The sequence below is a fragment of the bacterium genome, assembly GCA_035380285.1.
Lineage (GTDB): Bacteria > Auribacterota > Erginobacteria > Erginobacterales > DAOSXE01 > DAOSXE01.
Window position 1 is genome coordinate 133,023 of sequence record DAOSXE010000001.1, and the last position, 12,403, is coordinate 145,425.

The 12,403-nt window shown below is 62.0% G+C and carries 10 protein-coding genes and 3 tRNA genes; 12 read left to right on the plus strand and 1 reads right to left on the minus strand.

Annotation, left to right across the window (positions count from 1 at the left end):
* Positions 1-14 precede the first annotated feature (14 nt).
* From PLZ73_00590 to PLZ73_00610, 5 genes are all read left to right on the plus strand, one after another.
* Complete coding sequence (locus PLZ73_00590; protein ID HOO76372.1) at positions 15-551, plus strand: hypothetical protein; 537 nt, start codon at positions 15-17, stop codon at positions 549-551.
* Between the two features lie 79 nt (positions 552-630).
* On the plus strand, positions 631-3,972 hold the full coding sequence (locus PLZ73_00595; protein HOO76373.1) for a homocysteine S-methyltransferase family protein: 3,342 nt from the start codon (positions 631-633) through the stop codon (positions 3,970-3,972).
* A 1-nt stretch (position 3,973) separates the two neighbouring features.
* A complete protein-coding gene (locus PLZ73_00600; GenBank protein ID HOO76374.1) occupies positions 3,974-5,293 on the plus strand; it encodes an outer membrane protein transport protein in 1,320 nt (439 codons plus the stop codon).
* 33 nt (positions 5,294-5,326) lie between these two features.
* Positions 5,327-6,244, plus strand: a complete 918-nt coding sequence (locus PLZ73_00605) for a TIGR01212 family radical SAM protein (protein ID HOO76375.1) — start codon at positions 5,327-5,329, stop codon at positions 6,242-6,244.
* Positions 6,245-6,263: 19 nt separating this feature from the next.
* Positions 6,264-6,336: transfer RNA gene (locus tag PLZ73_00610), tRNA-Gln, on the plus strand.
* A 33-nt stretch (positions 6,337-6,369) separates the two neighbouring features.
* Here the strand turns inward: PLZ73_00610 and PLZ73_00615 are convergent.
* On the minus strand, positions 6,370-7,260 hold the full coding sequence (locus PLZ73_00615) for an HAD family hydrolase (protein HOO76376.1): 891 nt from the start codon (positions 7,258-7,260) through the stop codon (positions 6,370-6,372).
* A gap of 94 nt (positions 7,261-7,354) precedes the next feature.
* Here PLZ73_00615 and PLZ73_00620 point away from each other — a divergent pair.
* From PLZ73_00620 to PLZ73_00650, 7 genes are all read left to right on the plus strand, one after another.
* Positions 7,355-7,435 (plus strand) — tRNA-Leu (locus PLZ73_00620).
* A 77-nt stretch (positions 7,436-7,512) separates the two neighbouring features.
* Positions 7,513-7,584, plus strand: a tRNA-Gly gene (locus tag PLZ73_00625).
* Positions 7,585-7,648: 64 nt separating this feature from the next.
* Positions 7,649-8,929, plus strand: coding sequence for a trigger factor (tig, locus tag PLZ73_00630; GenBank protein HOO76377.1), 1,281 nt, complete (start codon positions 7,649-7,651; stop codon positions 8,927-8,929).
* Complete coding sequence (gene clpP / locus PLZ73_00635) at positions 8,919-9,524, plus strand: ATP-dependent Clp endopeptidase proteolytic subunit ClpP (protein HOO76378.1); 606 nt, start codon at positions 8,919-8,921, stop codon at positions 9,522-9,524. The genes tig and clpP overlap by 11 nt, the downstream gene beginning before the upstream one ends.
* A gap of 10 nt (positions 9,525-9,534) precedes the next feature.
* Complete coding sequence (clpX, locus tag PLZ73_00640; GenBank protein HOO76379.1) at positions 9,535-10,794, plus strand: ATP-dependent Clp protease ATP-binding subunit ClpX; 1,260 nt, start codon at positions 9,535-9,537, stop codon at positions 10,792-10,794.
* 4 nt (positions 10,795-10,798) lie between these two features.
* Positions 10,799-11,554: an isoprenyl transferase gene (locus PLZ73_00645; GenBank protein HOO76380.1), complete on the plus strand. Its 756-nt coding sequence runs from the start codon at positions 10,799-10,801 to the stop codon at positions 11,552-11,554.
* On the plus strand, positions 11,472-12,401 hold the full coding sequence (locus PLZ73_00650) for a phosphatidate cytidylyltransferase (GenBank protein ID HOO76381.1): 930 nt from the start codon (positions 11,472-11,474) through the stop codon (positions 12,399-12,401). The genes PLZ73_00645 and PLZ73_00650 overlap by 83 nt, the downstream gene beginning before the upstream one ends.
* The last annotated feature ends 2 nt before the right edge of the window (positions 12,402-12,403 follow it).

Sequence of the window (12,403 nt, forward strand, 5' to 3'; positions counted from 1 at the left end):
CGCCGGTGACGAAGATGAACGCCATCAGATTGTCCCTGGTGCTGTTGTTGTGGGCGGCTCTCCCGGTTCAGGCCGGAGAAGAAGATCAAGTGCGCGAAACCGTCACCGCCTTTCAGGAGGCGGTCAAAGTCGGCGATTATTCCCGGGCCGCATCTTTTCTCACCGGCGAACTCAAGGTTCGCCTGCGTTCGGAGGCCTCGGCGCCTGCGCCGGCCACGGAAGTGGGCTCGGAGGATGCGATCGCCTTTCTCCGGCGGGAACTGGCGGAGAAAGCCTATCAGGAATGCCGGATAAACGCCGTTGCCGTCAAGGATGCGACCGCTATCGCCGACCTGCTCCCATCTTCGGGGGGCGTGGTACAGCTGCACCTGGCCCGCCAGGGGGACGGTTCCTGGTTGATCTCCCTTCCTGCCGCCGATCCGCTTCAGGATTTCCAGACGGGTTGCGAGCAGGCGATCAAGAAAGATCGCGCCGCCGAGAAAGCCTGGGAAGGGCAGGAACGGATCGATCAGGATATCGCCGACGACGTCAACGAGGATCGATTCCGCTGATTCGGCGGGGGAGGGCGGGTTCCCACGATTCGGACTCAAGACCGGGACCATGGAATTGCGCAGCAGGCTAGGGGAGGAGGTGCTGATCCTGGATGGGGCCATGGGCACCCAGATCCAGGCGACCCGGATTCCGGAACGGTCCTGGCGCGGGAAGCGGGGGTGTAACGAGATTCTCAACCTGACGGCTCCCGAGGTCATCCGCGGAATTCATGCCGCCTACTTTGCCGCCGGATCGGACGCGGTGGAAACGAATACGTTCGGGGCCTCGGGGTTGGTTCTGGCGGAATACGGACTGGCCGGACAAACCCGGGAAATAAACCGGGCCGCGGCTCTGCTGGCCCGCGAAGCCGTCAGGGGGGCGTCGGGGAAGGCCCGTTACGTACTGGGCTCGCTCGGCCCCGGAACGAAGCTTCCCAGTTTAGGGCAGGTTTCCTTCGACGAGCTTCGGGAATCCTATCTGCCGCAGTTGGAAGGCCTGTTGGAAGGCGGGGTGGACGGGATCATCGTCGAAACCTGCCAGGATCCTCTCCAGATCAAAGCGGTGCTCGACGCCTTCCGGGCGGTGGGAGGAGAGGACCCGGAGCCGGTTTTATACGTTTCTTTCACCATCGAGACCACCGGTTCGATGCTGGTGGGAACGTCCATCCCGGCGGTCGTGGCCGCGCTCGAGGCGTACCCGATCGACATTCTGGGTCTGAACTGCGCTCTGGGGCCCACGGGCATGAGGCCTCATCTCGAATACCTGCGCCGGAAATGGAGCCGGCGCACGGCCTGCATGCCCAACGCCGGAATGCCGGAACTGCGCGACGGCCGGACCGTATATCCTCTGGAACCGGAGGAGTTCGCCCGGCGGCTGGGAACGATCGTTCGGGAATGTTCGCTCGATTCAGCCGGTGGGTGCTGCGGCACCGGCCCGGCCCATATCGCCGCCCTGGTCGAGGAGTTGCGGGGCTACCGCCCTTCCGGAGTGCTGATTTCGGGGGAGACCGAAGCGGTCGCCAGCCTTTATGAAGAAGTTGCGCTGACCCAGGAACCTCGGCCGTTGTACATCGGGGAACGGGGAAACGCCACCGGGTCGAAAAAATTCCGGGACGCGCTCTTGGCCGACGACTTCGACCGTGGCCTGGAGATCATGAAATCCCAAGAAGACCTGGGGGTCCACCTCCTCGATCTCAGTTGCGCCTACGCCGGCAGGGACGAAGTCCGGGACCTCCCGATTCTGACCGCTATGGCGGCCAGGGAGTGCCGGGCTCCCCTGGTCATCGATTCCACGATCCCCGCCGCGGTGGAAGCCGCTTTGAAACATTACGGGGGGCGGGCCGTCATCAATTCCGTCAACCTCGAAGAAGGCGAGGAAAAGGCCCGGAGGGTCGTCTCCCTGGCGCGACGGTTCGGGGCCGCGCTCATCTGTCTCTGCATCGACGAGAACGGGATGGCGCGTTCCGTCGCGGAGAAGCTGGCGACGGCGCGGCGCCTGGTGGCGCTGTGCGAAAAGGGGGGGATGGAGCGGGGTTCGCTTCTGGTCGACCCGCTGACGTTCAGCATCGCCAGCGGCGATCCCGCCCTGGCGGATTCGGCCCGCACCACCGCCGCCGCCATCGGCGAGATCAAGCGGGCCCTCCCCGGGGTCCGTACGGTCATCGGTCTTTCCAACGTGTCGTTCGGACTGAGGGGAGAGGCCAGGAGCGCGCTCAACGCGATTTTCCTGGACCGCTGCCTCGGCCAGGGGCTGGACGCGTGCATCGTCAATATCGCGGCGTTCCAGGCCCTTCCCGAAGTTCCCGGCGAAGTCCGCGAACTGGGCCGTCGTCTTCTGGATAACGACACCGCCCACGGCGATCCCCTCGAAAACTATCTGGCCCGGTTCTCCGGCAGTGCGCCTTCGGACTCCGGCTCCGACCGGGAGCCGGACGATCCTTCCGAACGCTTGCGGCGCCTGATCGTTCGCGGAAGAACCGTAGGCCTGGCCGAGACCGTCGACGAACTCTGCCGCAGTATCGCGCCCGAGAAGGTGCTTAACCGGATCATGGTCCCTTCCATGCAGGAAGTGGGCAGGCTTTTTAACGAGGGAACGCTGCAGCTGCCCTTCGTCCTCAAATCGGCCGAAGTGATGAAAGCCGCCGTCGACAAGCTTCAACCCCATTTCGCCGGCTCGCGGCCGCGCTCGCGCCGCGTCCTGGTCCTGGCCACGGTGGCGGGCGACGTGCACGATATCGGGAAAAACCTGGTCAAGATTATTCTCTCCAACAACGGAATCGACGTGATCGATCTCGGAACCCGGGTTCCGGCGGAGAAGATCATCGAAGCGATTCGAGAATACTCCCCCCAGGCCGTGGGCATGAGCGGTCTCCTGGTCAAATCGGTGGCGACCATGGTCGAAAACCTCAAGGCCCTGGCGGCAGCGGGGATTTCCACGCCCGTCTTATTGGGCGGGGCCGCGCTCACGCCCGAGTTCGTCCGTGACTCCTGCCAACCGGAATATCCGGGCCCCGTCGTCTATTGCCGCGACGCCTTCGACAGCCTCGCCTATCTGGAAAGGGGCGCCGTTCCCTCCCCGCGCCGGCCTCATCTTCCCTCCCCGCGGCCTCCGGACCGGTTGGAAATCGCTCCGCCTCCTTCCGCCCCCGCCGCCCCCTTCACCGGGAGCAGGGTTGTGAAGGGCGTGGACCTCTCCGCGCTCATAGCCCGGATGAACCGCCGCCGCCTGATGGTCTCCCGCTGGAAATTCCAGCGGGGGACCCTCGGCGCCGAAGAATATCGGCGGCTGTTGAAGGAGGAAGCCGAACCTATTCTCGAAGAACTGTTGGCCCGGGTCGAACGGGGCCGTCTCCTGAAAGCGGGGGCGGTGTACGGTTACTATCCCTGCCGCAGCCAAGGCGACGATCTCGCCATCGCCGCCGGGGACTTCGGTGAAGTGCGTTTGACTTTTCCCCGTCAGGAGGGGGAAGAAGGCGCGGCCCTCCCGGATTTTTTCCGGTCTGACTCCGACGTTGTCGGTTTTATGGGGGTATCGGTGGCTTCTCCGGACCCGAATGTCGCGGTTGAAGAGGGAAAGTACCGGGATTACTTTCTCCTGCACGGCCTGGCCGCGGAAATGACCGAGGTTCTGGCCGGATGGGTTCAGGAGCAGATGATGCGCGAACTCTTCCCGTCTCCGGAAGGCGGCGCTCGGCGGGGGGAACGATATGCTTTCGGATATCCGGCCGCCCCGGATATGATGATGAACCGGACGGTGTGTTCTCTCCTCGGTTCGGAGAGGGCGGGCATACGGGCGTTGGAAAACGGGATGCTGGTTCCTGATACCAGCATTGTCGCCCTGGTCGCCCACCACCCCCAAGCCCGGTATTTCCGGATCGAACCGGGCCGGGCGGGACAACCTCAACAGGGCCACGGCGGTCCGCCACCAAGAAAGGATGGATGATATGGCAGCAAAGAGGGTCGTGTTCGCCGCAGCGGCGTTGATCGGTCTGGCCCTGGCCGTCCCCGGCACCGGTCGGGCCGGAGGATACGAGAATTTCGGACTGGGCGCTCGGGCGCAGAGCATGGGGGGAGCCTTCATCGCGGTCGCCGACGATTGGACCGCCGGTTACTGGAACCCGGCCGGACTGGGGCGCACCGGGGGCCAGTTCGGAGCCGACCTCCTGTTCGTGCAGCCGACCGTCCGCTCCAGCGGTTCCTACGCCAACTTCACCCCGGACCGGGCGGCGGCTTCCTACAAGTGGACCAAGGACGTTTTCGTCGATTACACCGGAATGGAGCCCGATCGTTTCACCAAGTACTCGACCAGCGGCAATTATCTGAACCCGCAGGGTCTGGGTATATCGTATCTCATCCCCGAGGTCGCGACGGTCGGGTTGACCATTTATCAGCCCTTGGGCTACGCCATCGATTGGAGCGAAAACATGCCGTACCTGGCCGGGAGCATCTACGGCAGCAATTGGCAGCGGTTGATTTCGACCTCCTTCCAGCTGTCCGCCGCCCGTCAGATCGTTCCCGGGGTATACTTCGGCGCCGGCGTAGCGCTTCTCATCGACGATATCCGCCGGGACGCCGAGAAGATCGTGGATTCGGTTCCCGGTCCGTCCCCTCTCGATTATACCTACGATATCACGGTGGATGACGACGGGGTCGGCTGCGAAGGAAGTTTCGGTCTCCTGGTGGATATAGCGGACTGGATCAGCCTGGGGGGGGTGCTCCGGACCGGCGCCTCGGTGCGTTTGACCGGCGACGCCGATGCCAGCCTTTCTCTTTTAGGGCTTCAGGAACGCTCCGACCTCACCCAGAAATTCCGCCATCCCCCCACGTGGGGAGTGGGGATAGCCGTTCGCCCGTTGCCCGGCCTGCTCTGCTCGCTGGATATGAACCAATCGCTTTGGGACACCTTCCGCACCGATATCGATTTCGACGATCCCGGGGTTCTGCTGCGGGACGAGAACTACAACGAAGACTGGCATAATGCCGAAAAGATCAGGGTCGGCTGCGAGTATCTGCTGGCCTCCTGCTGGAAAGTGCGCGGCGGTTTCTGCTACGACGAATCGCCGATGCCGGCCAAGTCGGTAAGTCTGGCTTACATCCCCGACACCGATAAGAAATATGTAACCTTGGGCCTGGGGTGGGAGCCTCCGGGCGGGTGGGCTTTCGATCTTCTGGCCGCGACCGCCTGGGGCGACCGCCACGCCCAGGGAGAAAAATTCGAGCAGAGGATCGTGGGGCTGGGGCTGGACGTTTCCTACCGTTTTTAAGGCCGAAGGCGGGAGGAGCGGAGGAAGGGCGCCGTGCGCCTCATCCGGAAGTATTCGACCTATCTGAAAGAGAGGTTCGGGGAACCTGTCCTCAAGGTTCCGCTCGACGCCGGGTTCACCTGCCCCAACCGGGACGGAACCCGGGGGCGGGGAGGCTGCTCGTACTGCGACAACCGGGCCTTCAGCCCCGTGGCCGGTACGGGCACCCCCTGCCTCGACCAGCTTCGCCGGGGTATCCTGCGTGCGCCCCGGCGGTTTCGGAGATTCATAGCCTATTTCCAGGCTTATTCGGGAACATACGCCGAGCCGGAACTTCTGAGCCGTCTCCACGCCGAGGTTCTCGGCGTTCCGGGAGTGATCGGAATAGCCATCGCCACCCGTCCCGATTGTCTAAGCCGGGAGGTGATCGACTATCTCTCCGGGCTCTCCCGGAAAACCTATCTGGCCGTCGAACTGGGAGTACAGACTCTGGTGGATCGGACCCTGCGGACGATCTGTCGGGGGCACACCGCCGCCGAAAGTGCAGCGGCTCTGGCGCATCTGGAACGGGCGGGGATCGAGGTCACGGTTCATTGCATGCTCGGTCTGCCCGGGGAAGGCCCGGCGGAAGCGGCGTTCACCATGAAAACTCTCGCGGGTTTGCCCGTCTTCGGCGTCAAGTTCCATCAGCTGATGATCCTGGCGGAGACGCCCCTCCATCAGGCCTATCTCCGGGGGGAGGTCGCGGTATTGACGCTTGAAGACTACGCGGCGCTTCTGGCGGATTCCCTGCAGACGCTTCCGGAAGGCGTCGTCGTTCACCGTCTTCTTGCCGACTCCTCTCCCGCGCGCGGACTGGTCGCTCCGCTCTGGAGCTGCCGGAAGCGCTCCAGCCTCGCTTATCTGGAGGATTATCTGCGTCGCCGGGGCCTGGGCTATTCCAATTCGCGGTTGCAATCGAACCCGGGGTGAGGTATACAACTTACTCCATTGCCCTCTAGTTCAATTGGCAGAACGCCTGACTCTGGATCAGGAAGTTGGAGGTTCGAGTCCTCCGGGGGCAGGGAAGGCCCCGCGGATGCCGCGGGGCCTTCCGATTATCCGGGGGAGTTCGGGGCTTTTTCTTCGAACAGCGGCAGGATCTCGTCGAAGCGGTCGATGGTCAGGGTCGGGGCGACGGATCCGTCTTCCCCGCTGGAGACGTTGCGCCGATGGACCGAGGGAGCCGAATATTTTTTCAGTTTCTCCCGCAGCTCTGGAGCGATCACGGTACCGTAACGCGCCCAAACGTCGGTCAATCCGCACTCCCGGGCTACCTTGATGTCCTTCTTGGGATTGTCCCCGACCAGAACCGTCCGCGCCGGATCGATCCCTTCCTGCCGCAGAAGGAACTTCAAGCCCTCGGGGTTGGGTTTTTCGAAAACCAGGGGCATCTCCACGACCTTGCCGATGCGGGAACGGTAGTATCCGCTCCGAAGCCGGTTGACCAGGGCCGGGTCGAGGCGGGTGGAGGGAGGAATGGCGTAAGTTTCCAGGGCGTACATGGCGCGGATGAACTGGGCCAACCCCAGATGCTTCAGCCGTTGTTCGGCGGCAAAGGCGGGGGCGTCGCTGAGAACGTAAATTGAAACACCCCGGTCGATCAGATGCCGGAAGGTCTTCCGCACCCCGGGGTAGAGCCGGAGATTTTCCAGGCGGACCCGGTTGAAGACGTAACGGGTGGGATGAATATACGTTTTCTGAAACCAATCGAAATCCTCTCTCAAGTCGGAGAAGATTTCCGCTTCCTGAAGGACGAAAGCGTATTCATTGGTCTGGCGGGCTTCGAAGACCTTCTTGATCGAATCGATGATCGCGTCCCGGGGCCGACCGCTCAGGTTTTCCAGGGTGTTGACCATGGCTTCCAGACAGGGAACGATATAATCGACCCAGCTGTAGAGGGTGTTGTCGGCGTCGGCGATCAGAGTCGTATACTTAGGGGAGTTCATTCCGTCCTTTCCCGGTTCGATGGATTTTGCGTTGCATTATGATAATGACGATTGTTAAATTATCCACCATAAAACACGAACGTCCGGCGGGATAGGGCGAATGGCGGAATGGCAGACGCGCTGGATTTAGGATCCAGTGGGGAAACCCGTGGGAGTTCAAGTCTCCCTTCGCCCATCGTCAGCGAATTTGCTTGCTTTCTGAAGGAGGTGGAGCTAATCATACAAGACTGAAGCAAAGCTACGGCGTTTCGCGCGGGAGTAGCTCAGTGGTAGAGCTCCACGTTGCCAACGTGGTTGTCGCGGGTTCGAATCCCGTCTCCCGCTCTGCAGGCCCGGGTGAATCCGGGCATTTTTTCTATTGGGGGCAACGTTTCGGGAGGAGGAAGGGATGACCGAGGAAAACAGCAAGCACGAGGTCAGGGAAACGGCTCCCTGCCGACGGGAACTGCGGATAGAAGTGCCCGCCGAACAGATGGAGAAGGAACTGGCCGCGGTTCTGGGCGAACTCGGCGGCAGCGTGAAAATCCCCGGGTTCCGACCCGGCAAGGTTCCCCGGCCGATCGTGGAACAGCGTTTCGGAGGGGAAGCGCGCAGCCGGGCCGTCAGAAACCAGATCGAAAAACAGTTTTTCGCGGTATGCCGCCGGGAGAGCTTCCGGGTGTTGGGAGACCCTCAGTTCCGGGAGGTGGGCTGGAAGCCGGGAGAAGCGCTCGTTTTCAGCGCCGTCTTCGACGTTTTTCCCGAATTCGTTCCCGAAGGATACAAGGCGATCAAGCTGGACAAACCGGCGGTAGAGGTGACGGAAGAAGAAATCGAAAGCCAGATCGAGTCTCTCCGGGAGCGGACGGCGACGTTCGCGGCGGCGGAGAAGGAAAAACTCGAGGAAGGGGATTTCGGGGTCATCGACTTCCGCACGATCGAGTCCGGCGAAAGCGGCGCCCCGTCCGGCTCAGAGGCCAAATGGGTGGAAGGGTTTTTCGTGGAGGTTACCGTGCGCGACGACGCGCCCCTCCTCGCCGGCATGGTGGGAATGAAGCCGGGGGAAACCCGGCTGATCGAAACCGGCGAAGGGCCCGAGGGCGAAAGGGTGTTCGAAGTCAAGCTGCGGGAGATCAAGAAGAAAGTCCTGCCGCCTCTCGACGACGAATGGGCCGCCTCCTGGGGAACCTACCGGACCCTGGAAGAAGTGCGGGCCGCGGTGAGGGAGGCGCTGCAGAACCGCAAGGAAATAGAAGCGCGGTTGGAGCTCAACGAACGGGCGCTCGGGATCGTCCTGGAAAAGAATCGGTTCGATCTTCCCCCCTCCGCCCTGGAAGCCCTCAGCGATCTGCACCTGGCCGTGCTGAAAGACAAGGCGGAGAAAGGGTATCCACTCCCGGAAGGCGATGGTACCATGGAAAAAACCGCCGAAGCCAATGCCCGGCGGGAGCTGAAAACGATCCTGCTGTTGAGGGAGATCGCCCGCCGGGAAGGGATCAAAGCCGATCCCGTCCGGGTGGCCGAGGCGGTGGCCCGGGAAGCCCGGGAGCGAGGCGAGGATCCGGCCCTTTTCCGGAAGAAAGCGGAGAACGACGGAAGTATTCAGTCCTATCAGGACCGGGTGCTTCGCGACCAGGCGCTGGAGTTCATAATCGAGAATGCCGAGGTGAAATCAGCCGATGAAAAATGAAAAAGCCCAGCTGATCCCGATGGTGGTGGAACAGACGGGGAGAATAGAACGTTCCTACGATATCTATTCCCGCCTGCTCAAGGACCGGATCATCTTCATCGGATCGGTCATCGACGATCATGTAGCCAACCTGGTCGTCGCCCAGATGCTCTATCTGCAGATGGAGGATTCCGAGAAGGATATCAATCTTTACATTAATTCTCCGGGGGGGTCGGTGACGGCCGGGCTGGCGATCTACGACACCATGCAGTTCGTAAGGTGCGACGTCACCACCTACTGCATGGGTCAGGCCGCGAGCATGGGGGCGCTTCTTTTAGCTTCGGGGTCGTCGGGAAAGCGGTTCGCCCTGCCTCATGCCCGGATCATGCTTCACCAGCCCTGGGGCGGGACCGAAGGCAGCGCCATCGATATCAGCATTCACGCCCGGGAGATTCTACGGTTGAAACACGAACTCAACGCCATTCTCGCCCGGCACACCGGTCAGCCACTGGAGAAGGTGGAGAAAGACGCCGATCGCGATTTTTTCATGAACGTTCAGGAAGCGGTGGAATACGGGCTGGTCGACCAGGTCATTACCCGCAAGGATAAAAAATAGAGGGAAGTTCATGGCGCAGAAGCCTTCCAAAACCGGCCCGGGGCCGTCGTGCTCATTCTGCGGCCGCGACGCCGAGCATGTCGGGAAGTTGATCCGCGGCTTGGACGGCCATATCTGCGAGGACTGCGTCCGCATCTCCGCGGAAATGCTGGGGGAGCCCGACAAAGCCGCCGCCCCCGCCCCGCAGCTTCTTCCGGATCCGCTTCCGTCGCCCCGCGAAATCAGAAAATATCTGGATCGATACGTCATCGGCCAGGAACCGGCCAAGAAAACGATCGCGGTCGCGGTACACAACCACTACAAGCGGCTGAAATCGGCGATGGGGACCGATGACGGAGTGGAAATCGAAAAAAGCAACATCCTCATGATCGGCCCGACCGGGGCGGGAAAGACCCTGATCGCCAAGACCCTGGCCGCTTTTCTGCATGTCCCCTTCGCCATCGCCGACGCCACTACCGTCACCGAAGCCGGGTACGTCGGAGAGGATGTGGAAAATATCGTTCTGAACCTGTTGCGGGCCGCCGATTACGACGTGGCCCGCGCCGAAGTCGGGATCGTCTATATCGACGAAATCGATAAAATCGCCCGGAGAACGGAGAATGTTTCCATTACCAGGGATGTTTCCGGCGAGGGGGTGCAACAGGCCCTGTTGAAGATATTGGAAGGCACCGTCTGCAACGTTCCCCCCAAAGGGGGCCGAAAACATCCCCACCAGGAGTTCGTCCGAGTCGATACCGGCAATATTCTCTTTATCTGCGGCGGAGCTTTCAGCGGCTTGGAGGAGATTTTGCGCCGGCGCCTTAACCGCCGGTCGATCGGATTCCGCGACCCCGGAGGGGAAACTTCCGCCGCCCTGGATGCGATCTTGGAGATGACCGAACCGGAAGATCTGATCAAGTATGGAATGATTCCGGAATTCGTAGGGCGTTTGCCCGTCGTGACCTCCCTCAACCACCTCAAGGAAGACGAATTGGTGGAGATTCTGACCAAACCCCGCAACGCTCTGCTTCTACAGTACGAAAAGCTGCTGGCCATGGACGGCGTGAAGCTAAGCTACGACCGGGGAGCCCTTGGCGTTCTGGCGCGCGAGGCCATACGCAAGGGAACCGGCGCCCGGGCTCTGCGGGGAATGTTGGAGCGGGTGATGCTGGACGTCATGTATGAGGTCCCCTCCCGGAAGGACGTCGCGGAATTCAAATTGACCGCGAAACTGCTCAGAAGTTATTTTCCCCATTCCGCCCGGCCGGCCCGCCGGGCCAAGAGCGCCTGATGCCATGAAAACTCCCCCCCCGCCGGAACCGCCCCCTCCCCGGCATATCGCCGTGATCATGGACGGCAACGGCCGCTGGGCGCGTCGCCGGGGGTTGCCCCGGCTGGAGGGTCACCGGGTAGGTTCCGAACGGGTGCGGACCATCACCACCGCTTGTTCGGAACTGGGAGTGAGCTACCTGACCTTGTATGCCTTTTCGGCCGAAAACTGGAAACGCCCCCGGGCCGAGGTCTCGGGTCTGATGCGCTATCTTCGGCATTATCTGAAGCAGGAACTGCCGACGATGCTCGAAAACGACATCCGCTTCCGGACCATCGGCGACGTCGACTCCCTTTCCCCCGCGGTGCGGCGGTCTCTGGAAAAGACCTCCGCCGCCACCGCGGATGCCTCGGGGTTGACCCTGGTCCTGGCCCTTAATTACGGCGGGCGACAGGAAATTCTGGAAGCCGTTCGGCGCCTGGCCCGGTCCGCGGCGGAGGGGGCGGTGAAACCGGAGGACATTTCCCTGGAAGACGTGGAACGGCACCTGTACACCGCGGGAATACCCGACCCCGATCTGGTGATTCGAACCAGCGGGGAGATGCGCCTCAGCAACTTCCTGCTCTGGCAGTCCTCCTACGCCGAACTGGTAGTCACCCCGGTGCTGTGGCCGGATTTCGGCCGCCGGGAGTTGGAAGATGCGATTCGGGAGTTCTGGACCCGGCGGCGGCGTTTCGGCGGCCTCGACCGGTCCGGCGACGGGAAAGATGCTCAGGCATAGGCTACAGACGGCGGGGATCCTGATCGCGGTATTGCTGGGAGTGGTGCTTCTCAGTTACCGGGTCCCGGTTCTCTTTTTCCTGGTCGGGAATTTTTTCGTCATTCTGGGCTGCCTGGAATTCGCTCAACTCACCGGCGGAATCAGGTGGACCGCGGCCGTGGGGGGCGGGTTGGTTTTTTCTTCGGCCTTCATCGCCGCCGTCGGTCCCCGCTACATTCCCTCCCAGTTCGTGGTTTTCTGCCAGCCGGAATGGCCCGAGTTTTCCCTGCTGGTGCTCCTGGTGCTGACGTTTCTTTTTCAGGCCACCCGCCGGGAACTCGACGGCGCGGCGGCCAGGATATGCTCGACGGTGACGGCGGTTATCTACGCCTCGTGGCTGATGTCTTTTCTGCCCCGCATCAACTATTACCAATCCTTTCGGTTCCCGGACCTGGACGGGCGGATGTATCTGTTTTTCCTGTTTTTCGTGGTCAAGGTCACCGACTCGGCCGCTTATTTCGTGGGCTCGAAATGGGGGCGCCGCAAACTTATTCCCCGGCTCAGTCCCAGGAAAACCCTGGAAGGGGCGGTGGCCGGGATTGTTTTCGGAGGGGTGGCGGCCTTGGGAGGGAAATACCTGTTCGCCCTGAACGAGGTCAGCGCGGCCGGGGTAACGACCCTGGGCCTGCTGCTGGGAGGAACTTCGATCGGGGCCGACCTGGCGGAATCGCTGATCAAGCGGTCGGCGGGGGAAAAGGACTCCGGAAATACGCTGCCCGGGCTGGGAGGGGTATTGGACCTCATGGACAGCGTATATTTTTCGGCCCCGGTGTTGTTTTTCTATATGAAACTGGTCTTCAAACTCTAAGG

What these genes read in the sequence shown, in the direction of transcription:
- PLZ73_00590 (HOO76372.1), top strand. Translation starts at nt 15, where the DNA reads ATGAACGCCATCAGATTGTCCCTGGTGCTGTTGTTGTGGGCGGCTCTC.
- PLZ73_00600 (HOO76374.1), top strand. Translation starts at nt 3,974, where the DNA reads ATGGCAGCAAAGAGGGTCGTGTTCGCCGCAGCGGCGTTGATCGGTCTG.
- PLZ73_00615 (HOO76376.1), bottom strand. Translation starts at nt 7,260, where the DNA reads ATGAACTCCCCTAAGTATACGACTCTGATCGCCGACGCCGACAACACC.
- tig (HOO76377.1), top strand. Translation starts at nt 7,649, where the DNA reads ATGACCGAGGAAAACAGCAAGCACGAGGTCAGGGAAACGGCTCCCTGC.
- clpP (HOO76378.1), top strand. Translation starts at nt 8,919, where the DNA reads ATGAAAAATGAAAAAGCCCAGCTGATCCCGATGGTGGTGGAACAGACG.
- clpX (HOO76379.1), top strand. Translation starts at nt 9,535, where the DNA reads ATGGCGCAGAAGCCTTCCAAAACCGGCCCGGGGCCGTCGTGCTCATTC.
- PLZ73_00645 (HOO76380.1), top strand. Translation starts at nt 10,799, where the DNA reads ATGAAAACTCCCCCCCCGCCGGAACCGCCCCCTCCCCGGCATATCGCC.
- PLZ73_00650 (HOO76381.1), top strand. Translation starts at nt 11,472, where the DNA reads ATGCGATTCGGGAGTTCTGGACCCGGCGGCGGCGTTTCGGCGGCCTCG.